Origin of the sequence: Paraburkholderia sp. GAS448, assembly GCF_050435685.1 — a bacterium.
Taxonomy (GTDB): Bacteria; Pseudomonadota; Gammaproteobacteria; order Burkholderiales; family Burkholderiaceae; genus Paraburkholderia.
The window spans coordinates 39647-63685 of record NZ_JBNDKT010000003.1 but is presented as its reverse complement, the minus strand read 5'-3'; the positions used below and the strand labels follow the sequence as shown (position 1 = coordinate 63685).

General features: G+C 62.9%; 23 protein-coding genes. 8 read left to right on the top strand and 15 right to left on the bottom strand.

Annotation, left to right across the window (positions count from 1 at the left end):
• Positions 1–4: 4 nt before the first annotated feature.
• Genes coxB through P3T23_RS06750 form a run of 4 tightly spaced genes read left to right on the top strand, consistent with a single transcriptional unit; the run spans position 5 to position 4953 of the window.
• A complete protein-coding gene (coxB, locus tag P3T23_RS06765) occupies positions 5–709 on the top strand; it encodes a cytochrome c oxidase subunit II (RefSeq protein WP_429315418.1) in 705 nt (234 codons plus the stop codon).
• The gene (gene ctaD, locus P3T23_RS06760; protein WP_429315417.1) at positions 706–3243 is read left to right on the top strand and encodes a cytochrome c oxidase subunit I; all 2538 of its coding nucleotides are present in this window, start codon (positions 706–708) and stop codon (positions 3241–3243) included. Before coxB ends, ctaD begins: the two co-directional genes overlap by 4 nt.
• Positions 3240–3578 carry a hypothetical protein gene (locus P3T23_RS06755; protein ID WP_429315416.1) on the top strand — a complete coding sequence of 113 codons (339 nt, stop codon included), beginning with the start codon at positions 3240–3242 and terminating at the stop codon, positions 3576–3578. Before ctaD ends, P3T23_RS06755 begins: the two co-directional genes overlap by 4 nt.
• 49 nt (positions 3579–3627) lie before the next feature.
• Positions 3628–4953: a ferredoxin reductase family protein gene (locus P3T23_RS06750; protein ID WP_429315415.1), complete on the top strand. Its 1326-nt coding sequence runs from the start codon at positions 3628–3630 to the stop codon at positions 4951–4953.
• Between the two features lie 140 nt (positions 4954–5093).
• Here the strand turns inward: P3T23_RS06750 and P3T23_RS06745 are convergent, their stop codons facing one another.
• Complete coding sequence (locus tag P3T23_RS06745; RefSeq protein WP_429315414.1) at positions 5094–6146, bottom strand: phytoene/squalene synthase family protein; 1053 nt, start codon at positions 6144–6146, stop codon at positions 5094–5096.
• Between the two features lie 314 nt (positions 6147–6460).
• A complete protein-coding gene (locus P3T23_RS06740; protein ID WP_429315413.1) occupies positions 6461–6727 on the bottom strand; it encodes a hypothetical protein in 267 nt (88 codons plus the stop codon).
• 31 nt (positions 6728–6758) lie between these two features.
• On the opposite strand from P3T23_RS06740, the gene P3T23_RS06735 reads away from it, so the two are divergent.
• Positions 6759–7244: a DUF1643 domain-containing protein gene (locus P3T23_RS06735; protein WP_429315412.1), complete on the top strand. Its 486-nt coding sequence runs from the start codon at positions 6759–6761 to the stop codon at positions 7242–7244.
• A gap of 446 nt (positions 7245–7690) precedes the next feature.
• On the opposite strand, the gene P3T23_RS06730 is transcribed toward P3T23_RS06735, so the two are convergent.
• A complete protein-coding gene (locus P3T23_RS06730) occupies positions 7691–7852 on the bottom strand; it encodes a hypothetical protein (protein WP_429315411.1) in 162 nt (53 codons plus the stop codon).
• A 335-nt stretch (positions 7853–8187) separates the two neighbouring features.
• Complete coding sequence (locus P3T23_RS06725) at positions 8188–8802, bottom strand: TetR/AcrR family transcriptional regulator (protein ID WP_429315410.1); 615 nt, start codon at positions 8800–8802, stop codon at positions 8188–8190.
• Between the two features lie 83 nt (positions 8803–8885).
• On the opposite strand from P3T23_RS06725, the gene P3T23_RS06720 reads away from it, so the two are divergent.
• Complete coding sequence (locus P3T23_RS06720) at positions 8886–10013, top strand: MBL fold metallo-hydrolase (RefSeq protein ID WP_429315409.1); 1128 nt, start codon at positions 8886–8888, stop codon at positions 10011–10013.
• A gap of 162 nt (positions 10014–10175) precedes the next feature.
• Here the strand turns inward: P3T23_RS06720 and P3T23_RS06715 are convergent, their stop codons facing one another.
• Positions 10176–11117: a LysR family transcriptional regulator gene (locus P3T23_RS06715; RefSeq protein ID WP_429315408.1), complete on the bottom strand. Its 942-nt coding sequence runs from the start codon at positions 11115–11117 to the stop codon at positions 10176–10178.
• Between the two features lie 376 nt (positions 11118–11493).
• On the opposite strand from P3T23_RS06715, the gene P3T23_RS06710 reads away from it, so the two are divergent.
• Positions 11494–11712, top strand: a complete 219-nt coding sequence (locus P3T23_RS06710) for a hypothetical protein (protein ID WP_429315407.1) — start codon at positions 11494–11496, stop codon at positions 11710–11712.
• 379 nt (positions 11713–12091) lie between these two features.
• On the opposite strand, the gene P3T23_RS06705 is transcribed toward P3T23_RS06710, so the two are convergent.
• The 3 genes from P3T23_RS06705 to P3T23_RS06695 all read right to left on the bottom strand — a co-directional run bounded on the left by P3T23_RS06705 (position 12092) and on the right by P3T23_RS06695 (position 15122).
• Positions 12092–12949 carry an MBL fold metallo-hydrolase gene (locus P3T23_RS06705; protein WP_429315406.1) on the bottom strand — a complete coding sequence of 286 codons (858 nt, stop codon included), beginning with the start codon at positions 12947–12949 and terminating at the stop codon, positions 12092–12094.
• Between the two features lie 135 nt (positions 12950–13084).
• Positions 13085–14056 carry a quinone oxidoreductase family protein gene (locus tag P3T23_RS06700; protein ID WP_429315405.1) on the bottom strand — a complete coding sequence of 324 codons (972 nt, stop codon included), beginning with the start codon at positions 14054–14056 and terminating at the stop codon, positions 13085–13087.
• 166 nt (positions 14057–14222) lie between these two features.
• Complete coding sequence (locus P3T23_RS06695) at positions 14223–15122, bottom strand: LysR family transcriptional regulator (protein WP_429315404.1); 900 nt, start codon at positions 15120–15122, stop codon at positions 14223–14225.
• 116 nt (positions 15123–15238) lie between these two features.
• On the opposite strand from P3T23_RS06695, the gene P3T23_RS06690 reads away from it, so the two are divergent.
• On the top strand, positions 15239–15511 hold the full coding sequence (locus P3T23_RS06690) for a hypothetical protein (RefSeq protein WP_429315403.1): 273 nt from the start codon (positions 15239–15241) through the stop codon (positions 15509–15511).
• Here P3T23_RS06690 and P3T23_RS06685 read toward each other — a convergent pair.
• The 7 genes from P3T23_RS06685 to P3T23_RS06655 form a co-directional block, all read right to left on the bottom strand.
• Complete coding sequence (locus P3T23_RS06685) at positions 15490–15870, bottom strand: high-potential iron-sulfur protein (protein WP_429315774.1); 381 nt, start codon at positions 15868–15870, stop codon at positions 15490–15492. The genes P3T23_RS06690 and P3T23_RS06685 overlap by 22 nt on opposite strands.
• Positions 15870–17258, bottom strand: a complete 1389-nt coding sequence (locus P3T23_RS06680) for an ATP-binding protein (protein WP_429315402.1) — start codon at positions 17256–17258, stop codon at positions 15870–15872. Before P3T23_RS06680 ends, P3T23_RS06685 begins: the two co-directional genes overlap by 1 nt.
• A gap of 54 nt (positions 17259–17312) precedes the next feature.
• Positions 17313–18095, bottom strand: a complete 783-nt coding sequence (locus P3T23_RS06675) for a response regulator transcription factor (protein WP_429315401.1) — start codon at positions 18093–18095, stop codon at positions 17313–17315.
• Positions 18092–18817 (bottom strand): response regulator transcription factor, encoded by a 726-nt coding sequence (locus P3T23_RS06670; RefSeq protein ID WP_429315400.1) that lies wholly within the window; start codon positions 18815–18817, stop codon positions 18092–18094. The genes P3T23_RS06675 and P3T23_RS06670 overlap by 4 nt, the downstream gene beginning before the upstream one ends.
• Before the next feature lie 10 nt (positions 18818–18827).
• Positions 18828–19646, bottom strand: coding sequence for a MipA/OmpV family protein (locus tag P3T23_RS06665; RefSeq protein ID WP_429315399.1), 819 nt, complete (start codon positions 19644–19646; stop codon positions 18828–18830).
• A gap of 137 nt (positions 19647–19783) precedes the next feature.
• Positions 19784–22861, bottom strand: a complete 3078-nt coding sequence (locus tag P3T23_RS06660; protein ID WP_429315398.1) for an efflux RND transporter permease subunit — start codon at positions 22859–22861, stop codon at positions 19784–19786.
• Positions 22858–24036, bottom strand: a complete 1179-nt coding sequence (locus P3T23_RS06655) for an efflux RND transporter periplasmic adaptor subunit (RefSeq protein WP_429315397.1) — start codon at positions 24034–24036, stop codon at positions 22858–22860. Before P3T23_RS06655 ends, P3T23_RS06660 begins: the two co-directional genes overlap by 4 nt.
• Positions 24037–24039 lie beyond the last annotated feature (3 nt).

Sequence of the window (24039 nt, the reverse complement as noted above, 5' to 3'; positions counted from 1 at the left end):
TCCGTTGAACCATCATAGCTTCTTGCACGTAACGGTCCAAGGCGGATTGCTTGCAGCGCTTGGCGGCTGCAGCGGCCCCCTGTCGACGCTCGCCCCGACCGGGCCGGCCGCAGCGTCGATCGCGGCGCTCTGGTGGGTGATGCTGGCCGGCGCGGGCGTGCTCTTCGCGCTGGTGCTCGTCCTGTTCCTGCTGGTGATCGGGCGTCCGGGCTGGGGCTCGGGCATCTCGCCCGCGCGCTGGATCGTTCTGGGCGGCCTCGTACTGCCGGCCATCATCCTGCTGCCGTTGATCTCCTATGCGTTGCTGGCCGGCGAGCGGCTCCTGCCGCTGCCGGGCAAGACGCCGCCTCGCATCGAGGCCGTAGCCCGGCAATGGGTCTGGACCTTTCGTTATCCCGACCAGGGTGGCGTAGCGACGCAGAACGTCCTGCACCTGCCAGCGGGCACGCCGGTGGACATCGTCGTCACCAGCGAAGACGTCGTCCACTCGTTCTGGATACCGCGCTTTGCCGGCAAGATCGACGCGGTGCCCGGGCACGAGACCCGCCTGCGGATAGAGGCCGATCAGCCGGGCCAGTACGAAGGGCTATGCAACCAGTTTTGCGGTCTTGGGCATGCGGGGATGCATTTCACCGTCGTCGTCGATCGTCCTGAAGACTACTCCGCCGCGCTCTCCGAAGCGGCCGCCACTGCTGGGGTAAAAAAATGAGCGTGCCCATCGAGCCGCCGTCAGAAGGCGTCAAGGCCTTGCGGCTGCACCGCCAGCTTGCCGCGATCTGGGCCACGGGGCCTGGCGTGCAGCGCCTTGCCGCGGTCAACCATTCGGTGATCGGCATGCGCATGATGATCACCTCGTTCGTCTTCTTCGCGATCGCCGGCGTGCTCGGCATGCTGACCCGCGTTCAGCTCGCGACGCCTCACGCCGCCTTCATGGACGCCGAGACCTATAACCAGGTCTTCACGATGCACGGGTCGATGATGCTGTTTCTGTTCGCCATCCCGATGGTGGAAAGCTTCGCGGTCTACCTGACGCCGAAGATACTCGGCACGCGCGACTTCGCCTTTCCGCGGCTGACGGCCTATGGTTACTGGTGCTACCTCCTCGGCGGCACGATCCTGACGGTGTCGTTGCTCGCGCGGGTCGCGCCCGACGGCGGCTGGTTCATGTACACGCCGCTCAGCTCCAACGTCTACACACCGGGACTGAACGCCGACGTCTGGCTGCTCGGCGTGACCTTCGTCGAGATCTCGGCGCTGTCGCTCGCGATGGAAATCGTCGTCTCGATCCTGAAGATGCGCGCGCCCGGCATGTCGCTCGACCGCATGCCGATCTTCGGCTGGTACATCCTCGTGACGGCCATGATGATGATCGTGGCCTTTCCGCCGCTGATCCTCGGCTCGATCCTGCTCGAGGTCGAGCGCGCCTTCGGCCTGCCCTTCTTCGACCCGAGGCGCGGCGGCGATCCGCTCCTCTGGCAGCATCTGTTCTGGCTGTTCGGCCACCCGGATGTCTACATCATTTTCCTGCCGATGGCGGGCGTGCTGTCGACGATCATCCCGGTCTTCGCCAACCGGCCGCTCGTCGGCTATCGGGCCATCGTCGTCGCGATCATTGCGCTTGCGTTCCTGAGCTTCGGCATCTGGGTGCATCACATGTTCACGGTGGGCATCCCGCATCTTGCGCTGGCCTTCTTCTCCGCGGGCTCGGCGATCGTCGCGGTGCCGACGGCGGTGCAGTTCTTCGCGTGGCTCGCGACACTGTCGCACGGCAGGCCGCGCTGGGATGTGCCGATGCTCTACGTGTTCGGCTTCTTCTTCGTCTTCACGGCCGGCGGCCTGACGGGCGTGATGCTCGCCATGGTGCCGTTCGACTGGCAGGCGCATGACACCTATTTCGTCGTCGCCCATATGCATTACGTGGTGGCCGGCGCGCTCGCCTTCCCGATGCTCGCGGCGTTCTACTACTGGCTGCCGTTGCTGACCGGGCGCACCGCCGTGCACCGGCTGTCGGTGCCGGCCTTCTGGCTGGTCTTCATCGGCTTTAACATGACGTTCTTCATGATGCACCTGACGGGCCTGCTCGGCATGCCGCGGCGCGTCTTCACCTATCGTGGGGACGAAGGCTGGAACGGGCTCAACCTGCTGTCTTCGGTGGGCGGGTTTGTCATGACGATCGGCTTCGCACTGGTGGCGATCGACGTCATCGTGCAGCTGCGCTACGGGCGACGCGTGCGGCGCAATCCCTGGGGTTCGCCGACGCTGGAATGGGCGATGCCGATTCCGCCGGCGCCGTATGCCTTCGCATCGATCCCGCATGTCGGAGCCGAAACCGGGCGCGTCGCGTCCGGCGAGCTCGCGGTGTCGCTGGCGCGCGGCGAAGGCTATCTCGGCTTCGCGCGCAACGGCTGGCAGGAGACGCTCGGCGTGCACATGACCTCGGGCGAGCCGGATCAACTGATCGTGCTGCCGCGCGCGACCTATCTGCCGCTCATCACCGCACTCGTCACGGCGATGGCGGTGTTGGCAATGCTGTTCAAGTTCTATCTGCTCTCGCTTGCCTTCGCGCTGGTGACGATGGGGCTGTTCATCTACGCCGGGCAGAGCGCCGGTCTTGCGCGCGACTACGGCCCGCTACCCGTCGGCCGCGGCGTGAACGTGCCGCCTCATACCGAGGTGGCAGGCGCACCCGCGTGGCTCGCGCTGATCTGCACGCTGGTCGCCAATGGCACGCTGTTCACATCGCTGATATTCGGGACGTTCTATCTCTGGATCGCGGCGCCGAACTGGCCGGCGTCGGTGTCGCCCACGCCCAGCCGCCTGCTCGTGCTCGTCGCTGTCGTGGCGCTCGCCATCGCGGCGGCCGCGGCACGCGGATCGCTACGCGCCGCCGCTGGCGGCAAGGCGCCGCACGGCTGGATCGGACTTGCCGTGCTGGCGCTTGTCGCGGCCATCGCAGCGGACGTCGGGCTGATCGCCGGCGTCACCCCGCATCCGCGCGAGCATGCGCTCGGTGCGACCGCCGCCGCGCTGCTCAGCTATGTCGCGCTGCACGCCGGCATCGGCCTGCTGTTCCTCATCAGCAACCTTCTGCGCCTTGGCGCCGGCTTCATTTCACCGCGCCGGCTGACGGACCTGCGCCTCTCGCGCCTATGGCTCGACTATACGGTGGCGACCGGGATCATCGCGCTAGGCCTCGTGCTCGCGCTGCCCGCGCTCGTGGCGATGCTGGGAGCACGGCCATGAACGGCCGTCCAGTTCCGCCACGGCGGCTCTGGTGGCTCGCCGCAGGCTTCGCCGTCTGGTGCAGCGCGCTGATCGTGCTCTACGCGCTGCACGCGATCGGCTGTGCGTTCGCCTGGCCGGCCGGTCCGCTGCGCCTGACCCTTATGGTCGTGCTGGTGGTGCATCTGGTCGTGATCGGCTGGATGTGGCGCAATCTTGCGGCGCCCGGCTCGAACCCCGACTCCGGGCAGACCGGCACGTTCCTGCGCACCGTGGTCATCTGGACTGTGATCGCGGCACTGGCTTCCACCATCATCACATTCGCGCCGTCGCTTCTGCTCAGCACGTGTATCTGATCAGCGAGTGTCCGGCACCCCCGTTGCCGCCCGGAGGAAGGTGAACTCGATGCCGTTTCGCGATCTCTTGAACAAGGCCGTCTGGGCCGCGATCTATCTGCTCTTCATCCTCGCACCGCTGTTCGCGCTTCTGGCAGGCAGGCTGCCGCCGAGCCGCGACTTCGGCACGGAGTTCTCCGTTGCGCTCGGCTATTCGGGTCTCGCGATGATGGGGCTGCAATTCGGCCTCACGGCGCGTTTCCGGTACGTCACCGAACCATGGGGCGAAGACGTGATCTATCACTTCCATCGGCGGATCTCGCTGCTGGCGGTCGGTCTCGTCGTCACGCATCCGCTCATTCTGTTCGCCATCGGCTCGAACAAACTCGCGATGCCTGATTCCATCGCGGAAGTGCCGTGGGGCGCCCGCTTCGCCATGCTGTCGATCTGTGCTCTTATCGCGCTTGTGGTGATGGCGTTGTGGCGCACGAAGCTGCGCATCCGCTACGAAATCTGGCACCTCACACATATCGTGCTGGCCGTGGTCGCGGTAGCCGCGGGCATGCTGCATATGGTGGGCTGGGGCTTCTATCTGGTTGATCCGTGGAAGCGGGCCTTGTGGATCGGCATGACGATCTTCTGGATCGGGCTCCTGCTCTACGTGCGCATTTTCAAACCGCTGTTCATGCTCCGTCGCCCCTATCGCGTCGCCGAATTGCGCACGGAACGCGGCCACACGGCGACGCTCGTGATGCGCCCCGACGGTCATTCGGGATTTCGCTTCAAACCAGGCCAGTTCGGCTGGCTGACGCTGTGGGGCAGCCCCTTCAGGATCACCGGGCACCCGTTCTCGTTCTCGTCGAGCGCCGAGGCCGCGGATGGGCGCGTCGAGATGACGATCAGGAACCTGGGCGATTTCACGAGCGCCATCCCGAAGGTGTCCGTCGGGCAGCGCGTCTATCTCGACGGGCCGTACGGCGCATTCACGATCGGCCATCCAGCTGACATGCATGTGCTGATCGCAGGCGGCATCGGCATCACGCCGATGATGAGCATGATCCTGACCCTCGCCGACCGCGGCGACAAACGCCCATTGATCCTGCTCTACGGCGGCAAGGACTGGGAATCGCTCACGTTCCGGGAAGAGCTGGAGGCGCAGAAGGCGCGACTCGATCTGACGATCGTCTACGTGCTGTCCAATCCACCGGAAGGCTGGACCGGCGAACGTGGGCGCATCACCGCCGAAGTGTTCAGGCGACATCTGCCGCCGCGGTACGCCGATCACGAATACTTCATCTGCGGGCCGAACGTCATGATGGATGCCATCGAGGCGGCACTGGGCGAGATGCAGGTGCCGATCTCTAAATACCATTCCGAACGTTACAGTTTTGTCTAGGAGACTTCGATGCGTCGCCTGCTCGCAGACCGTCTGGCGCTTGCCACCGGCATTATCGTGGTCCTGTTGTCGCTGCTGTTCGCCATCCTGCGCGTGGTTACCGCGACTCATTCGTAGGGACACGGCGGTCCGGCCGCCCGTCAGGCTTCAAGGCGGGCTTCGATTCTTCCAATCAGTCGCTCGGTCCAGATACGTACCAGCGCGTTCGATGGCGCGAGCGGCACTGAGCACGCTATGAGCTGATACACGCCGTTGCGTTTTACCTTGGAGACTTTTTCCGGATCCAGCCAGTCGTCGTTGTGGACGAGGAGCAGTAGCGTCTCCAGCCCGATGAGAATCGGCCACAAACACGCCAGCCGCAATCGAACCGAGAAACCGGGAATGGCAAGCGTGTAATCCACCGCCTCACGGTAGTAATCCAGGGTCTTCCGGACAAGTTCGAACAGGAGCGGCTGCGCGCGAACGGCATTGGCCGGCGCCATAAGATCCTGCGGACTCAGGCCGAAGCGCTCGAGCATCGCAGACGGAAGGTAACAGCGACCGATACGCAGATCCTTGCCGCAGTCGCGCAGAACATTCGTCATCTGCAGTGCCTTGCCGAAGCGCACGCCACGCTCCAGCATCGTCGCGGACTCCTCCTTGAGTGTGCCCGGCATGTGCGCATAGGTCATCCTGGTCCAGAATTCCCCCACGCATCCGGCGACGAGGTAGGTGTACCGATCAAGCTCTTCCCATTCGCGAAGCGCGACAATCCGCCCCGAACGTTCATCGGGGAACGTGCGCAGATCGAATTCCATGCCCTCGGTCAGGGTCGACACGATTTCGCGTACCGCCTGCCGATCCGTGTCGCCCAATTGGGCCAACACCGCGAGCGCAGGTTCGAGCGACTCGAGCAGGATCTTTTCGTCCGAGTGCGTCTGCTGCCCCGCCACTTCCACGGCCATACGCTTCATCAAGGCCTCGTCGCCTCGCGCCCCGTTCACCTGATCGCGAAGCGACAGGAGCAACACCAGGCGCTGTTCCGGCGGGATCAGCGACGTGTCGGCGATTGTGTCCGCGGCGCGTGCGAGAAGATACGCAAGGCCGATCGGATCGCGCATGCCGACAGGCAGTATGCGCAGCGTCAGATAGAAAGAACGTGAGACACCTTTCAGTAGCGGGCCGAGAAGGAAGGCCCGGGCGGGATTAGGCATGGATGGAATCGGGTTGGTATTGGGCAGGTGTGGCGCAGCCGAATTGTATCTGGCAAATGGCTTGCGCCCGCTCTGGCCTGACCTCCACGTCAGAATTCGCGGACCGATTTCCTGTTCCGCATACCTTGCCAGACTGAGCATTCGACCAGTGCGCGGCCGATCAAGAGACCTGTATGGATCGCAGGGATAGCGAAACAGGACAACTTCAGGAACGGGATCGCCGCATGATCCCGCGCCGGAGAGCCGACGTAAGCGACTCACCGAACTGGCGCATACCGAGGTAAAAAGTGGATGACGTGAAGTTGAACGATCGGTTAAGGACCGAATGCGCCGGCGGCCAGGTCCTGCTCGAATTCGACCGTCCAGGCAGTGCCCTGGCCGGCATCGTAGATCTTGACTGTGTTGTTGATCAACCGGGTCACTGTGACTTGCCGGCGGATCGCCCCGACAGTTCCCCGGGCAGGATACTGGTCTTCGTCTGTGATAGTGAATTCGCCAATGTCGAATCCTTCTGCAGCCGCAGCCGCCGTCAGATCATCCTGCTCGTCTTGCGGAAACTCATGAAACAGGTGCGTTGCCATGGCCGTCTCCCATGATGAGAGGAATCCTAGCATGAGCGCCATCATCAGCGAATGCGGCTGCTACCGCTATCTCCTGACTCGCCCCGCCGACTCGATGGCGCCCATGAAATCGACGGTGCTTTTCGTGATGCTCAACCCGGGCACGGCGGATGCGGCACTCGACGATGCGACCATTCGGCGCTGCCGCGGCTTCGCGCGCCGGTGGGATTGCAACGGCATTGCGGTGGCGAATCTTTACGCCCTTCGCTCAACCGACCCGGGCCGCCTGTGGTTGCATCCCGATCCAGTCGGCCCGGATAACGACATGTACCTTCGGCGGCTTGCGCGCGAGTATGGCGACGTGGTGTGCGCCTGGGGATCGAACGCGCGACCGGAGCGTGTGGCGAGTGTCGCGAAGACCCTGGCTGGCGCCGGTGCGCGCCTGTGGTGTCTCGGCACGACTAAAGACGGATCGCCTCGCCACCCGCTCTACGTGCGCGGCGATCAACCGCTGATTGAATGGAGCCCGAAAGAATGAAAGAACGCCCTATCCTTTTGGCGGCACCATGATGCGCGCTCCTCGAGGAAACCGGAGTGCGTACGCCCTTTGCTCTGACAAAGGGGGCGTGCCATGTTCAGACTGATCGTAATTCTCGGGTTTATCACCGCCCTATCGTCTTGCGTTGCATATCCGGCTGGTTATTAAACTCCTGACTACACATACGGCCCTGATTATGTGCCCGCATACGGGTACGGCAGTATCAACATTTGGGGTGGGGGGCCGGCGACTACCATGGCGGCTATCACCGTGACTACGGCCACGGGTATGGCCATGGAGGCGGCTACTGGGAAGGTGGCAGAGGAGATGGAGGACACGGTGGCCACGGGGGTGGCCACGGACATTAGCCGGCCACGCGCGCGGCCGGCCGAAGCTGGATCAACAAGCCCCGCGTTGGCGGGGCTTTGCATAGCTGGGACGTCGCGTCAGTGCTTATGATGATGCATCCAGCCCATATGATGCGTATCAAGCCACTGAGCCATTCCCTCACCCTTCCGCTCGCGCAGATATCGGCGCGCCAACGCGAATGCGAGGACGGCCAACAGGATCGCCAGACCCACTAAAAAGCTAAGCATTGACTCAGTCATGGCAGCCTCCTTGCTCGACAGCGACCATGGTTACATTGTAGGTGATGCGCTTTCCGACGGCCTCCCGATCTCCCCCCAATTTCCGGAACCTCGTGCTTCAATGCTTGTGGTGCATCAGGTCCACATAATGAGTATCAAGCCAGCGCGCTGATCGTCCTCGGACGTCATGCCTGCTGTAGTGGCCTGCGACCCATAGCGCAACCCCCACCACGACCATTGCGATCGGTCCCATCAAATACGCCAGCGTAGACTCAGCCATAGCAGCCCCCACGGCAAGGTTCGCCATTCGTACATTTTAGGCGACAAGCCGCCTTGTTACGCGCGTCGCAAACAAGTCATTCATAGCGTGCAAGAAACATATCGGCGGCGGACTCCGCTACTTGCCTTTGGTCATCCGCGCTGAGGGGGGGCTGACCCATCGTCACCTGCGGCCAGAACGCGAACGCTTTTACAAGGCCCTGCAACTGTTGTGAGGCGAACACCGGGTCCGACGTCTTGAGGCGGCCATCGGCAGCGGCTGCACGAATCCACACCGTCAAGTCTTCTTCACGCTCACCCATGCGGGCCACCATGTCGCGCGCGCGCTCCGGCGAATGAATGCCTGCCCCGATTGCAACGCGCGCGAGGGACAGGAACGCCTCGTCATTTAACACGCTCAGCTTTTTCAACAGGAGCTGGAGCAACTGCGCGCGCAACGGATGCCGGGCGGAATAAGCAGGCGCTTCCTCCGTGTGACTCGAATCCCACAACTGCCGCAGGATGGCTGCGAACAGCGCTTCCTTGCCCGGAAAATGATTGTAGACCGTACGCTTCGAGACGCCCGCGCGCGCTGCGATGCGGTCCATGCTGGTCGCGTCGAAGCCGGCTGCGAGGAATTCTTCGATAGCCGCGGCGATCACGGCCGCGCGCTTGCGGTCGGTCAGACGTAAGGGGCTATTACTGGCATTCATCGCTAAATCTTACACCAGGCAGTTTACTTTTCCCGAAAACAAACTACACTGAACAGTCTACTTTCAGTATCGGGACGCCTTACATGACATCGTTCACCGGTTCTATTCGCCGCGCCTTGGGCCTGACAGCAGCGCGACGCGGGCGGGAATTGTTCGACACGTCGGCTCAGCATGACGGCGAGCGCTTTCGTAACGTCAAACCGCGTCCCGTCGAAGGAGTCGGCAAGACCTTCAGGATCGCGTGGAACGTGTTGTTCAACAAACCGGACGGCACGGCGCCGGCGAGCACCCTGCCCGTCGATTCGCTGTCGCGTGAACAGCTCCACGCCGCGCCTGACCGGAGCCTGTATCGCCTGGGGCATTCGACCATGCTGCTCAAGTTACGCGGTCAGTTCTGGTTGACCGACCCTGTCTTCGCGGAACGTGCATCGCCGTTCCGGCGCTTCGGTCCAAAACGCTTTCATGCACCGCCCATCGCGGTCGAAGACTTGCCGCCGCTTCGTGGCGTAATTCTGTCGCACGACCACTACGACCACCTCGACCGCGAGACAGTGCTGGCACTCGCTGCTACGGCGGGCGTGTTTCTGACGCCGCTGGGCGTCGGCGACCGCCTGATCGAGTGGGGTGTCGACGCGTCGAAGGTGCGCCAGTTCGACTGGTGGCAGAGCGTTGAGGTCGACGGTCTGGCGTTCACGGCAACACCTGCCCAGCATTTCTCCGGCCGCAGTCTGTTCGACGGCAACAGCACCTTGTGGGCCTCGTGGGTCATCGTCGACGACGGTCTGCGCGTGTTCTTCAGCGGGGACACGGGCTACTTCGACGGATTCAAGACCATTGGCGAGCGACTTGGTCCATTCGACGTGACGCTGCTCGAAACGGGCGCATATGACGCTCTATGGCCGTACGTACACATGCAGCCCGACGAAACCGTACAGGCACACGTCGATCTGCGCGGCCGCTGGCTGGTGCCGGTTCACAACGGCACGTTCGATCTGGCGATGCATCGCTGGCAAGAACCGTACGAGCGCGCGATCGGGCTCGCCGCCGCGCGCGGCATTCCGATCGCGACGCCCCGCATGGGAGAGCGGCTGAATCTCACCGCGCCGCACCGCGGTGAGAAATGGTGGCGTGAGGTTGACGAAATTGTGCAAGAGCCGATGACGCCGCGGCGCTGGTTCTTCTGCCGCCAAACTCGCCAGGCGAATACGTGAGGCCCACTCGAGGCGGAGCGGAAAGCGGGCTGAAAACCGGACCGGGTATGCATCGACGAGAACAACCGGATCAAGGCAGCCGCGATCACGTGCCGGTACAGCGTTGGACATGACATCGGTTACCCGGCACCGTGCGCCTTCCTCAAGCGCCCGGGCTGCGGGCTACGGTCGGGCGGACCGACACAGAGCCGCTTCATCCTCAGCCAGCGCCTTGGGTACGGCCTCGCGCAAGAATTCCGTGAACGTCCTGATCTTGGCGTCGAGGTACTGGCGCGACGCATAGAGCGCATAGGCGGTAAGCTTCTGCAGCCGATACTCGGGCAACACACGGACCAACTCGCCGCTATGAAGCGCGGGCAGGACCGTCGACATCGGCAGCGCTCCAATCCCCACGCCCTCGCGCAGCGCGACACCGAGCGCGTCGGGAAGGTTCATTTCGAAGGCCGCCTTTGGAAGCTCGACCGTCTCCCGGCCATTAGGTCCGTCCAGATGCCAGCGATCGTGCGGAAAAACCGACGCGACAATCTGCAGGCACGAATGAGCTTCAAGGTCCTGCACCGTGTGCGGCGTACCGCGCTCGCGCAGATAGGCGGGCGCCGCGCACAACACGCCGTGCACATCTCCGAGCCAATGTGACACGAGTCCCGAGTCCGGTAGCTCCGTCGTGCTCAATTGAAGGATCACGTCGTACCCCTCGTCGAGGATATCCGGCATATGCTGCGACAACGTCAACTCGACTGACACCGCTGGATACCGTTCCCGATAGCGGACGACCGCCGGGACCACGTAGGCCTGGCCGAAGCTCGGCGACGCATGGACGCGCAGCCGTCCGGAGGGCCTCGCTTGCGCATCCGCCGCCTCGGCCTCGGCCTCCTCGACATAGGCGAGTATCCGTTCGCATCGGTCCAGATAGCGCTGGCCCGCCTCGGTCAGCGCGATGCGGCGGGTACTGCGATTGAGCAGACGCGTGCGCAAATGCGACTCCAGTTGCGAGACCGCTCGCGACGCATTGGCTGTCGTGATGTTCAGGCGCGAAGCAGCACCCGTAAAGCTTCCTTCTTCCGCTATGCGGACAAATATCCGCATCATGTGCAGCGTGTCCATTGCCTGTTTTCCAAGGGTGAATCCGCCTTGCACCTCATGGGTCCGGGTTTTACCGGAGGGGAGCAAGGATCCTGACTATCTGGTCGCAGCGCGACCTGTTTAGCATGAAACACACTTCGTCGATCGATCAATCTACGAAACGCCTGGAGCAAAAGCGTTGACCCGACTCCGGCTTCAGCACTACGGTGCCCGATTTCTTTGAGCATGCATGATGGACGCCTGTTGGTTGAGCTTGCGCGTGGGGGTCGACGGATCTGGCGCAAATGCCCATATTGACCGACATACACCCAGGCTATGGCACGACATATGCGTTGCGGCATTCAAGCGTCCGGACGCTTGTCAGGTTGTCCATCATTTACACGCCAGGGAGCGCATCATGAGTACACTAACAATCAAGAATCCCGCCACTTCCAGTGAGATGGATCGCGAGTCAATGAGCGACATTCACGGAGGCCGCATGAAGATCATCGGTCAACCTGCCAACGGCACGTTGTTGACGTTACCCGACGGGGAACCCTCGAGCGCCGGACCGGCAAGCGCTACCTCGCCCGACGTGATCGACGAGTCGAACCGGTGTTTGGCCGGCGCGAACTGACGAGCCGCGGCTACGAGGTCGAGCCGGTCGATCATGAGTTTAAGGAGACGACATGAACGCAGTGTGCCCGCTGCACGGGCCAACGAAAATCATCCGCACGAATGCGTACGGGTTTCCAGTCTATGCGTGCTGCTGCGACGACGTGACCTATGTGACGCCCCCGGATGCGTGTACGAGGGCACCGACGCAACGCGGACGTGACCCGCAGCCCCAACAACCGAAGACGAGGAAGGAATGACGCTGACGATCAAGCCTGCTGCCTTGCACCAGAGCGTCAAGTAGCGGCTCGTACGCCCACCAGAGCGAACGCAACCGGCGTCGTGCGACGCGAAGCTCAACGCCGGCCAGCCGGTCGGTCATCTCCGTGGCGGTTCGGCGGCTAGACCTCGAACCGGAACGCCGTGCCGTCACGTTTCACGCGTCCAGCAGTCGGCGCGGCATAGTGGGTACCGATGACCAGGATTGGCTGGTCGGCCCATTCGGCGATCAACTTCGCGCGGGTGGCCGTCGCGGCCTGGGTGTCGCTGTCGAGGCTCGTCGCCCAGTTGGGGTGCGCCATCTGGCAAGGATGGTGGGCAATGTCGCCAGTGATCACCGCGCTCTGCCCTTCCGAATCGATCATCACGCTGACATGGCCCGGCGTATGCCCAGGGCTTGGCGTCAGGCGCACCTCAGGCGAGATGCGGTGATCCATCTCTACCAGGTCGACCAGGCCGGCGTCGAAGATCGGCCGCACGCTGTCGCCCATGATCGCCTGCTGTTCCGCGTCGCCGTCGTTGCTCCAATGCTCGAATTCGCGCTTGCCGATCAGGTAGCGGGCCTTGGGGAAGGTCGGAACCCACTTGCCGTCCACCAACATGGTGTTCCAGCCCACATGGTCCACGTGCAGGTGGGTGCAGACCACGGCGTCGACATCATCGCGGCTCCAGCCCGCATCCGCCAGGTGTTGCAGGAACGGCGTCGCCAGCGGGTTTCCGCCAACCAGACGGCGCGGCTTGTCGTTGCCGATGCAGGTGTCGACCATCAGCCTCAGCCCCGGCGCCTCCACTAGCAGGGCCTGGACGGACACGTTGAGCGAACCATCCTCGTTGGCGAAGTGCGGATAGAGCCAGGGGCTCGCCTTCAGCGCCTCCGGCGTCGCGTCACGCAGGAAGAAGCCCTCCGGGTCGTAGGGGAGGGACATCAATATCTCCACCACGCAGGTGATCTTCACCGCGCCCACCTGCCATTTCAACATAGCGACCTCCTCATTGCTGCATCGCGTCGAGGAAACCTCGTCCGCTCATCGTCTTACCCGCTTAGGGCCAAGGCACGGGGATCGCCTCAATGGAAGAGGCGCGCGCGGGAGCTGTGAATATCCGCTTGTCGTGGGTCACATCGTTAAAATGATTTTGCCAAACGGCCGGTCCTCTATCAGGTGACGCAGGGCTTCCCCTGCTTCGGCGAGGGGATAGATGCGCTCGACGATTGGCTTGACGGATCCGCCCACGATCAGCGGGATGATCTCCCTCCACGCAGTGGCGATCGCGGCCGGTGACTGGGCGAACAGAGAGAAGCCTTCCATACGGGCGCGCTTCCAGATGAGGTCCGTCACATCGAGCATGGTTCTGCGTCCAGCGGAGTAGCCCAACGTGATCAAGACACCGCCGGCACCCAGGCTGGTTAGCGCCTCACTGGTCACGTTCCCACCGATGCTCTCAATGACGATATCGACGCCCTTGCCGGCCGTTATCCGGCGAACGCCGTCGGCGAGACCTTCTGCGCCAAGGTCGACCACGTGCTCGAAGCCAAGCTCGCGCGCCCTCGCGGCTTTCGCCGCGCTGCCAGCCGTCGAGATCACCTTGCCGGCGCCCTGCGCCCGCGCGAGCTGATAGGTCGCGTTGCCGACCGACCCGCCAATTCCCGGAGCCAGCACCGTCATGCCCGGCTTGAATCCGGCTTGCGTCAGCGTGACCTGCGCCGTCAGCCAGGCCACCGGAAGGCTGGCCGCGACGACATCCTTGATCGTGTCGGGTACCAACGCCAGATGTTCAGACCTCACCAGCAGCCATTCCTGCCAGGTGCCATTCTCACCGACGCCGTAGGGTCCCGTGAACATCACGCGGCTTCCCACCGCGAGCCCGGAGTCGCCTGCGTCCTCAATGACACCCGCACCCTCATTGCCGAGCACCAGCGGCGCCTTGGCTCGAGGGTGTCCACCCGACAGGACCGTGTATTCGAGCGGCGTGACGCCGGCGGCCGTCACGCGGACCAGCACCCTGCCCTTTGCCGGTTGCGGCTTGGGCAATTCGGTCTGCCGCAGCGCGCCATAGCCTGAGAAAGCTTTCGCCTCGATCGCACGCATTGGTGATATCCCATAAAGTAACAGACCTGTACGTTACACCGATAATAGGTACTGGTCTGTTACTTTGTCAAGCGAGAAATCGGAACGAAAGGAGCATGCAGCATTTCCGCTCTACCCGATCAGTCTGATTGGGCTTTAGCGCCGAATGTCGTCGGCCTCGGCAGGATCACGACGATCTCTTCGCGACGCCCGCGATCAGCTCATCCACTCTCGAGAGGAACAGCTTCAGAATCGGAGAGGTATTGGCCCTCCTGTAGCCGATAACCAGATCGATCGTCGGCGCCCCGCCTTCGAGCGGACGGCTAACGACCGACCAAGGCATCAGGTTTTCGACATAGGCCGGGATCAGCGTCACGCCTCGCGTCGACGCAACAAGTGACATGACCACCGCGGGGTTGTCTACACTCTGCGCTGACGTGACATGGACTCCTGAGCGATCCAGGTAGTCGTCGATCACTGCGCGCAGCACCCTGGCCTTGTTACCCATAGCGATGAAAGGCTCACCAACGAGTTCTTGTGGAAGGATTGCAACGCGGGACGTCAGCGGATGATCACTAGGCATGAGCACCACGAGCGGTTCCCGACCCACGACCTGGTAGGCGAGATTGAAGTCTGGTTCGGCACGCAGGAACGCCAGATCCAGCTTGCCGCGCGCGAGTCCTTCGGCAAGATCTGGCGAATAGTCGCTGGACACGATGACGTCGATGTTCGGCAACTCGCCGCGCAGAATGCGCATGACCTCAGGCAGCCAGGTCATTTCCTGTCCAGTGAGGAAGCCGACAGAGAAGTGCTGCTTCGCAGGTTGCGCCGCCCTGCGGGCCGATTCGACTGCAGCTTCCACCTGTGTCAGCGCCAGTCGGGCGTGATCGATGAATGCCTTGCCTGCCGGGGTCAGCTCCACGCCGCGTGCGCTGCGGCTCAGCAACTCGACCCCGACCTGGTCCTCCAGATCCCGAATCTGCCGACTCAGTGAAGGCTGCGAAGTGTGCAGGCGCCGTTCGGCTGCCTCCGTCAGGCTGCCCGTCTCGGCGACAGCAATGAAATACCGAAGATGTCGCAGCTCCATTGCGGATCCCATGCCTGTGAAGTATGCCAACCAGCCAATAAAGGCTTTTTCAATCTTGCCACAAGTCCCTGGATTCTTTCTCATGGCTGTGTAGCTGGCGAAGCATAAAGTTAGGCATGCAGAACTTATTCACCGATCTTTATTCTCGGTTGAGCGAGGTCCCGTTCGTGGCCGGTATTCGCTACTCGGTCGCCGACGTCACGGCGCTGGCCACGATTGACTTCGCCGTGGACGGCCTCAAATTGGCCGACTCCGAATTGCGCGGGCGATCCATGGCGCACCAGAGCATTGCGAACCAGTCGACGGGCTCGCCGTTTCAAGTACGGATAATCGAAGCCCCGCCGTCGATGAGTGACGCGGTGCCCGATCATCCCTCCATTTTTTCATAGGCGCTGCACCACCCTTTCGCCATGACGCGTTCACCCAGAAAGATCGTGCAGGGGCCTGACTGGTCAGAGGCAAGACCTTTATAGTGCCGACAATTCGCGCAAACCTGCCCTTTCACGTACTTTGGATGCCTGGCTTCATCGACAGATGTTGCGTCGTCCCGGTAACTGAGCCATCGCGCTGTCAGGTCGCGCTCAGAGACCGCGCCCGTTTCGGCAAAGACGCCCGCCTGTGGAGCGCAAGCGACGACGAGTGATGCTATCTGCAAAATGCAGTGGCGACGTGAGAATTTCACTGCACAACTCCCAAACCTGACCGGCAAAAAGGATGATCGTTTATGTATGTGCGCGGTGACGTGCATCAAGCGACACGTCCTGCCGCCTTGTCATGGTTTCCAAGCCAGACGATGAAATTCGTGCCTGACAGCAGGCTGCTCACCGTCAGCCGCCATTCGTGAGCAATCGCAATCTCCTTGCAGATGGCCAGTCCGAGGCCAGCGCCGTCGTGCTTTGTATCAGGTGCACGCCAGAATCTTTTGAAAAGGAACGGAAGGTATTCCCGCCTGATCCCAGGGCCCATGTCCCGAACCTGAATCGAGACGTTGTCAACTGTTAGCGATACGATGCTATTCGGCGGCGAGACGTTGATCGCATTCTCGACGATATTCTTGAGCAGGATAAAGAGCGCACTCCTGTCTGCCCAGATCAACGGCTGTGCAACGGCCGCGTCGAGTTGAAGCTCCACCTGCCTTTTTTCAGCTTTGCGCTCCAGATAGGAAACAACGTCCCGTGCGACGTCGACACTGCTCACTTCCCCAAAGCTGTAGTTCTGTGATTCGCTAACCTCCGCCAGATGCAACAACTGTCGAACCTGGCGGGCCATCAGGTCAATCTCGCGAAACAGCAGTTCCTTGTGCTCGATCTCCGGTTGCAGTTCGATCTGGCCACGGATCAACGTAAGCGGCGTCTGCAACTCGTGCGCGGCCGACGCCAGAAACTGCTGCTGGACCGCGAAGCCATTCTCCAGTCTGGCAAGGGTATCGTTGAAGGCTTTGATCAGTGGCTTGATTTCACTCGGAATACCTTGCAGCGACAGACGCGTCGTCAGATTGCGCGGCGTGATCGATGCCGCGGCCTTTGACGCTTCCCTCAGTGGCTTGAGTACGCGATGCACGGTTATCGTGAGCGTCAGTCCGAAAATGATCGTCGCAACCAGGATGGTGACTTTGACGATCGCAGGAATCTGCTTGACCTTCGCGCCAATCATCGCATCGACGAGGCGTGCGCTCGTAGCAGTCTGCGCATAGAAGACCGAATCCCCGCGCGGAACCTGACGCGTCACAACGCCAAATGCCTTGTTGCCGATCGTTACGTCCGCCGTCTTGCCCACGGCCTCCCCCAGATCACCGGGCACCCACGGCGCGCCCTCCCGGGCGTTGTCCGACGCGAGCAGCACATTGCCCCGCTCGTCGAGCAGGCGGTACATGAGCTCGGTGCGAGCCACCGCAAAAATCCACGCCCTCTCCTCCGGGAGCCGTACCGAAACCGGACGGCCAGCGCTGTCGAAGACGACTCCGTTCGCAACGTCCGTGGCGCTCTCGAGCTGTTCATGCCGCCCCAGCGTCTGCTCGGGAAAATGATTGAACGCGTACATGACGACGGTGGCGAGGACAGTCAGGCTGAGGGCAAGCGCAGCAACGCTGGTCAGCCACAGCCGCGCGGACAGACTTCGAATCCAGTGATTGAGCATGATGAAAACCGTACAGGTTGGCTGCGGGTGGAACGGGCGTACCGGGTCAGCAATTTACCTGGCGTTGCTTTGTATCGGCCACATCACTGACGGAGTGCCCGCGTTGTTGCGCATTCTCGAGCTGCAGAGACTTGTGGTGTCGATTCCTGGACGAAACACGTAGCCCCTTGTGCGTACCGTCTGGATCAGTTCTGGAGCGCTGATGTCTCGCTCGATGCGCCTGCGCAGGCGATGCACCCAGAGGCCTACGGGTGCCGGCCGGTGCTGCTTGTCAGGCCAGATGCGCTGCGCAATGGCCTCTTTCGAGAACACCCGGCCTGGCGCCGTCGTGAACAGGTTGAGAACCGCATACTCGGTTTGCGCGAGCGGAACCGGCTCACCGTGCAGCGTAAGCGTGCGCGATGCGAAGTCCAGCTCGAAGCCGTTGAAACTGAAGGGTGACCTCGATACCGGCTCCTCCAGCGCAACCTGTCCCGACCGCTTCAGCACAGAGCGGATTCGGACCAGCACTTCACGGACGTTGAACGGCTTGCAGACGAAATCGTCGGCACCGCATTCAAGCGCTACGATGCGTTCGGTCACGTCGTCCTGTTCGCCGAGCATGATGACCGGCAGGTCATCACCGCCGCGTCGCAGCGTCTGGAGCGCGGCCAGCCCGCTGCCGAAAGTCGCCCCGCTCGTCATCACGATCAGCGCCGGCCGCTCCACTTCGACGCGCTTCGCAACCTTGTCGGGCTCGTACAGAACTGCCACATCGAAACCGCTCGACTGCAGACCCGCGCGCAATGCGTCGCGACAGGACGGATCGCCGTCAACCACCAGAACCGTCTGTTTCATGCGCCCCTCCTCGTCAAGCCAGGCTTGTCATGCGAATCAGTCTGTCCTGAGGCCTGTTGCAGCGCGAAGCCCGCACCGCGAGTATTCGCGAGCCGCGTGGTCGTGCCGATGGCCAACAGCTTCTTGCGCAGGCGGTGGACCGTCACTTCCAGCGCGTTAGGCGTCACCGCGTCGCCGAGGCCCCATGCAGCATGCTCGAGTGCAGCATGCCGAACCGTGCCGCCCGCTGCCTTCACGAGACATAGCATGATCTGCAGTTCGGCAGGCGCAAGCGGTACCGACTGGGCACCACTGCGTATCATGCGTTGCTGCGGATCCACCGTGAGGTCGGCGAACGACAGCACCAGTTCCTCCAGAGCCGGCGGCCGGCGCATCAGCGTACGGACCCGCGCGATCAGCTCGCTCATGGCGAACGGCTTGGTGACGTAGTCATCGGCGCCGCTTTCGAGGCCGTCCACGCGATCGTGCAGCGCATCGCGAGCCGTCAGCATCAGACACGGTGTCATCTGGCCCGCGGCACGCAATCCGCGCAGAAAAGTGAGCCCGTCTCCGTCCGGCATCCCGCGGTCGATGATCAGCACCGCGTAGTTGGCGCGGCTCACACCGTAGTTCGCCTCAGAGATGTTGCGAAAGTGATCGGCTTCGATTCCCGCTCCCGTCAGCGCCTTGCGCACCATGCTGGCGAGGCGCTCGTGGTCTTCGATCAGTGCAACTCGCGACATGACGTTTCGCTCAATTGAATTGATAGAGGTAGCCAATTTTGGCTTGCGGAATGAACCTCTTGCCTACCAGCGGGCTGTCGGTGATGCCACTGCCGAGATGCGACACGCCGATGTCGAGGATCACTATCTGATGGCGGGTGAACCGGTAGTCGACGCGCGTGCCAACCGACATGTCGTAGGTCGATTTGCCAGTGTACTGCGGGCGGTCCGCCCGCACCTCGGACGGCCTCACGCCGTAATAGTAATCCACGTACTTGCTGCTAACCCATTCGGCGCCGACGTGCGGCGCGAGCGAAAAGTTGCCGTAGTCGAAGGACTTGCTGAAGTCGATGCTCGCCATTTCACCCTTGTTGCCGCCGGCCAGGAAGTCAGCGGAAAGCGTGCCGAATGCGGTCTGCCAGGCGAGCGCCGGGCCATACCAGAAGGCACCATTGCGGTTCTGCATGCCGTTCAGGATCGGCGCGTCGGACTGCCTGTATCCGTCGCCGATCGCGAACCTGCCGCGCAGTGCGAAGCTCACGCTGCTCCACTTGCCGATCTTCAGATCAACCGTCGTGCCGAAAGCATGCACCCATTTACTGTCGAGGGAAACCAGCGGGATCGGTGTGAATCTGGTGCCATAACCTTTGTACGGCGCCTGCTCGATACCCGCTCCTACTCCCAGGCCCCAATGGGTCACATTCGTGGCGTTGCTCAACACGGTAAAGCCCGAGTCGTCGGTGTCGGGTGGTTCCGCGCTGACACCGTCCGCCCAGGCCGCGCCCGAACACAGGCATGCTGAAGCAACGGCCAGCACTAGCTGGTGCTCACGGCGAAAAGTTTTTTTCACAGGCGTTCCTGAAGTGGATGGATGAGACGCAATCGACTTTAGGACCGACTGACTTACTCGTTACTTACCCAAAATTGCGCAAAACAGAAAGATGAAGGACATGAGCGCCGCAAGATGCGAATCCTTTGGGCCGTCGCCTAACGCGCGTCGCGTCGCGTGAAGCAGCCTGACAGACGTGCAGCCCAACGCCTGAATCCATCGATGTAAGAGAACACCACGGGTATCACCAGCAGGCTCAACGCCGTCGAGGTCAACAGTCCGCCGATCACTGCGAAGGCCATCGGCTGCCGGAAGCTTGCGTCCGCGCCCAGCCCGAGCGCGATCGGCAGCATGCCCGCCGTCATCGCGACCGTGGTCATCACGATTGCTCTCGCCCGCTTCGCACATGCGTCGACGAGCGCGTCGACGATCGGTAACTTCAGCGGTTGCAGATTGCGGATCGTGTACTCGACCAGCAGGATGGAGTTCTTCGTGACAATCCCCAACAACATGACAAGACCGACCATCGAAGGCACGTCGAGTTCGCTGCCGGTCGCGAGCAGCATCACGAACGAGCCGCCGAGGGACAGCGGCAGCGCGGACAGGATGGTGACTGGCTGAAGAAAGTCCTTGAACAGTACGACGAGCAACAGGTAAACGCAGAGAATGGCTGTCACGATCGCAAAGAGAAACCCGGACGACAGTTCGGCCATGGTATCGGCGTCACCGTTTTCGAGAAGTTCGACATCGGCAGGCAACGCACGGACGGACGGCAGCGCCCTGACCGACGTCAGCGCCTCGCCGAGCGCGGTCGCCCCGAGATCGGCCGAGACCAGCACGAAGCGCTTGCGATCGAAGCGCGCAAGCTCCGCAGGCCCACTTCCCACTGAGACGCTCGCCACCGATCCGAGCGGTACGGGACCGTCACGGCCCTTCAGGCGCAGACCGGACACCGAACTGACGCGTTCCAGTTCGCGATTGCCAAGCTGCACGCGCAGGAAGATCTGCCGGTCGTCGAGGTTGAGTCTTGCGAGCTGTGTGTCAAAGTCTCCGGTGGTTGCGATGCGCGCAGTCTCGGCGATCGCCGCGGTACTGATGCCGCGTTCAGCGGCAAGCGCCATATCGGGGCGGATCTCGATTTCGGGCCGCTCCATGCTCGCAGACGAAGCCACGTTGCTCAGTCCGCGAATACCGCGCATCTCACGCGCTACCCGTGCTGCACTCCCGGTCAGCGCCGGTATGTTGTCGCTGGCCAGGATGATCTCGAGCTTCTCACCGAGTCCGCCGTCACCGAGGGAAAACCGCGCCCCCGGAACAGCGGAGAGGCGTTGCCGGACTATTGCCTCGATCTTCGCCTGCGACGGCCGGATGCGTCGCGGCGCGAGCATCAGGGTCATCGTGCCGAAACGAACACCGGCCGTCTGCGCCGAATCGAAGCTCGTCGTCGCGTTGCCGCCTGCGACGCTGAAGATGCGCTCGATTCCGGAAATGCCACTGAGCGCCCGGCGGGCATCATGCTCGACAGCGAGCGTTGTGTCGAGCGCGCTACCCGGCGGCAACTCGACATTGGCCACGATGAAACCGCGATCGGACGCCGGTACGAAGCCGCTGGGAATCAGCGGAATCAGCGCAACCGAGCCGGCAAGAAACGCCACGGTCAACCCCAGCGTTGTCTTTCGGTGGGCTAGACACCAGCGCACGGCCAGCAGATAACGCTGCATCAGTCGCGATGGCGCCCGCTCGCAAACTGGCCCATGAAGCGGCGTGCTCCTGAGCATGGCAACGGCCATCATCGGTGTGAGCAGTCGTGCGACCAGCAGCGACATCAGCACGGCGACCACCGCCGTCCAGCCGAACTGCTTGAAGAACAGGCCCGGGACACCCGTCATTTGCGCGGTCGGCAGGAAGATCGCGACCAGCGTAAGGGTCGTCGCGATCACCGGCAGGGCGATCTCCGTCACGGCGTCCGTTGTGGCCTGGACGATGTGCTTGCCCATCTGCAGATGCCGCTCGATGTTCTCGATCTCCACAATCGCGTCGTCGACCAGCACACCAATCACGACGGCCAGCGCCAGGAGTGTCAGCGTGTTCAACGAATAGCCGAGCCACTGCATGGTGGCGAAGGCCGGCAGGATCGATAGCGGCAATGCAGCAGCGGCCACGAGTGTCGCGCGGCCGTCGCGCAGGAACCACCACACCACCAGCACGGCGAGCAGTGCGCCCTCATAGAGCATGTCCATCGACCCTTTGTACTGCTCTTTCGTGTAGTCGACGGCGCTGGAAACCAGCAGGAACGTGAACGTGGGGTCAGCTGCGTGAAGGCGGTCGAGCGCCGCTTCGACCTCGGTCGCTATGCGTGTCTCGTCGGCACCTTTAGCCCGGTAGATCCTGAAGCCGACGACCTGCCTCTCGCCGAGTATCGCGGTCTGGGTTGGCTCAGCGAAACTGTCTTCGACGCGTGCGACCTGATCGAGTCTGATCGAGCGGCCATCGGCGAGAACGATCGGATAGCGCGCGAGATCGGCCACCCGCGGCACGGTACCGAGCACGCGCATTGACTGTTCGGCCCCACCGAAGCGCCCGCGGCCGCCCGAAGCATCCATCTGCATCGAACGAAGTGCGCGTGACACATCGACTGCCGTCACGCCCGTCGACGCCAGGCTGGCCGGATCGACTTTCACCTGCACCTCTCGCGTGACGCCGCCGACGCGCTCGAATTGCGCGACCCCGGCAATCGCGAGCACCGTCTTGCTGACGGCGTCGTCGACGAACCACGACAGGCGCTCGTGGTCGAGCCGGAACGAAGCGACCGCGAACGTCATGATCGGTGCGGAATCGCTTCTGACCGCCGTTACGACCGGTGGATCGAGATCGGCGGGCAATTCGGAGCGGATGCCATCGAGTGCGTCCTTTGCTTCGTTCAGCGCATCGGAAAGATTGCGCCCGATGATCAGCTTGAGCTGGATATGAACCTGTCCGTCGACGATGTGCGTATTGATGTGCTTCAGCCCTTGCAGCGTGGCGAGCGCGTCTTCGGCCTTGCGGGCGACGTCGGTTTCGAGCTGGACGGGCGCCGCGCCGGGCAGCGTCAGCGTGACATTGAGGGTCGGCAGATCGAGGTCCGGCATGTTCTGGATCGGCAATTGATGAAAACCCCACAGTCCCGCCAGCGACAGAAAGATGAACAGCACGACGACCGGGATCCGGTGTTGAATCGACCACGTGGCGAAGTTCATTGCAGCGCCTCACTGACCGTCGATACCGAAGCCGGCGCAAGCGTCACGACATCCCCTTCGTTCAGCAACGCGGCCCCTTCCCGGACGATGTGGTCCGTGTCGGCCAGTCCGCGCAGGATCTCGATCCGCGTGCCCTCGCGCTGGCCCGTCTGCACTTCACGCAACGTGACCCGCTGCACGCCGCCTCGCTCGACGACGACAGCCACATTGCTGCGCCCATCGTGCATGGCGAGCGCAGAGGCCGGCACCACCAGTGCATCGCTTTCGCCTGACGCGATGCGTCCGCCCGCGTACATGCCCGCGCGCGCATGCGAGCCCGGCTCGAGGTCGGCAAAGACGATAGCCACGCGCGACTGCGGATCCAGCGACGGCGCGATCCGGCGCACTGTGCCCCGCACCTCGCTGCCGTCCGGCAATGTCACAAAGACCTGCAAACCAGGCCTGACAGCCGCGATCTCGGCGGCCGTCACTTCGGCTCGCCATTGCAGCCGGTCCTGCCGGATCAGCCGGAACAACTCCTCGCCGACCGGTGTCACCGAGCCGAGGGTAGCCGCGCGTGCGCTGATCGTGCCGTCGTCGGGTGCGACGACGCTTGCGTTCTGCAAATCGAGCTTGCGGACCTGCAACTGCGCCCGCGCGACGTCGACCTGCGCCTTCGTCACCGCGGCCGCCGTGCGGTATTGCAGCAGGTCCTGCCTGCTGATGCCGCCGCTGTCCTTCATCGGCAGCGCGCGGGCTTCGTTGGTGCTCGCCTGCTGCGCGCTCGCCTCGGCCTGCGCAAGCGCAGCGGCCATCTGTGCGACCTCGGCACGAAGCATCGCCGTGTCGTAGCGGGCCAGCACCTGACCCTGCTTCACGACTTCGCCGACGTCGACGCGCACTTCAGCGATTCGCGTGCCGGTCACCAGGGCACGGATCGACGCTTCCTGCCATGGCGCGATCGCGCCGGACACATCGATCGATCGGATCCAGTGCTCGTGGTGCGGCGTAAGCAGTGCGACCGTTAGCGCGCTTGCCGCGCTCACCTGGGCGGTGCCAGAGGGGCGGGAGCGAAGCGCGGCCACAACGCCCAAAGCCACGACCAGGACAAGAACGATGACTGCTGCGACGACGCGCCGCCTGGTCGTAGCGTGACGGCGAGATCCCGCGATTCGGGTAGCGAATGACTGCGGCATGGT

Coding starts and splice junctions, on each gene's coding strand:
- P3T23_RS06730 (WP_429315411.1), bottom strand. CDS start 7,852: ATGACTGAGTCAATGCTTAGCTTTTTAGTGGGTCTGGCGATCCTGTTG.
- P3T23_RS06725 (WP_429315410.1), bottom strand. CDS start 8,802: ATGAATGCCAGTAATAGCCCCTTACGTCTGACCGACCGCAAGCGCGCG.
- P3T23_RS06745 (WP_429315414.1), bottom strand. CDS start 6,146: ATGCCTAATCCCGCCCGGGCCTTCCTTCTCGGCCCGCTACTGAAAGGT.
- P3T23_RS06670 (WP_429315400.1), bottom strand. CDS start 18,817: ATGTCGCGAGTTGCACTGATCGAAGACCACGAGCGCCTCGCCAGCATG.
- ctaD (WP_429315417.1), top strand. CDS start 706: ATGAGCGTGCCCATCGAGCCGCCGTCAGAAGGCGTCAAGGCCTTGCGG.
- P3T23_RS06685 (WP_429315774.1), bottom strand. CDS start 15,870: ATGCACGTCACCGCGCACATACATAAACGATCATCCTTTTTGCCGGTC.
- P3T23_RS06655 (WP_429315397.1), bottom strand. CDS start 24,036: ATGCCGCAGTCATTCGCTACCCGAATCGCGGGATCTCGCCGTCACGCT.
- P3T23_RS06740 (WP_429315413.1), bottom strand. CDS start 6,727: ATGGCAACGCACCTGTTTCATGAGTTTCCGCAAGACGAGCAGGATGAT.
- P3T23_RS06705 (WP_429315406.1), bottom strand. CDS start 12,949: ATGTTGAAATGGCAGGTGGGCGCGGTGAAGATCACCTGCGTGGTGGAG.
- P3T23_RS06660 (WP_429315398.1), bottom strand. CDS start 22,861: ATGAACTTCGCCACGTGGTCGATTCAACACCGGATCCCGGTCGTCGTG.
- P3T23_RS06675 (WP_429315401.1), bottom strand. CDS start 18,095: ATGAAACAGACGGTTCTGGTGGTTGACGGCGATCCGTCCTGTCGCGAC.
- P3T23_RS06680 (WP_429315402.1), bottom strand. CDS start 17,258: ATGCTCAATCACTGGATTCGAAGTCTGTCCGCGCGGCTGTGGCTGACC.
- P3T23_RS06690 (WP_429315403.1), top strand. CDS start 15,239: ATGCAGAACTTATTCACCGATCTTTATTCTCGGTTGAGCGAGGTCCCG.
- P3T23_RS06720 (WP_429315409.1), top strand. CDS start 8,886: ATGACATCGTTCACCGGTTCTATTCGCCGCGCCTTGGGCCTGACAGCA.
- P3T23_RS06750 (WP_429315415.1), top strand. CDS start 3,628: ATGCCGTTTCGCGATCTCTTGAACAAGGCCGTCTGGGCCGCGATCTAT.
- P3T23_RS06735 (WP_429315412.1), top strand. CDS start 6,759: ATGAGCGCCATCATCAGCGAATGCGGCTGCTACCGCTATCTCCTGACT.
- P3T23_RS06700 (WP_429315405.1), bottom strand. CDS start 14,056: ATGCGTGCGATCGAGGCGAAAGCTTTCTCAGGCTATGGCGCGCTGCGG.
- P3T23_RS06755 (WP_429315416.1), top strand. CDS start 3,240: ATGAACGGCCGTCCAGTTCCGCCACGGCGGCTCTGGTGGCTCGCCGCA.
- P3T23_RS06710 (WP_429315407.1), top strand. CDS start 11,494: ATGAGTACACTAACAATCAAGAATCCCGCCACTTCCAGTGAGATGGAT.
- P3T23_RS06695 (WP_429315404.1), bottom strand. CDS start 15,122: ATGGAGCTGCGACATCTTCGGTATTTCATTGCTGTCGCCGAGACGGGC.
- P3T23_RS06715 (WP_429315408.1), bottom strand. CDS start 11,117: ATGGACACGCTGCACATGATGCGGATATTTGTCCGCATAGCGGAAGAA.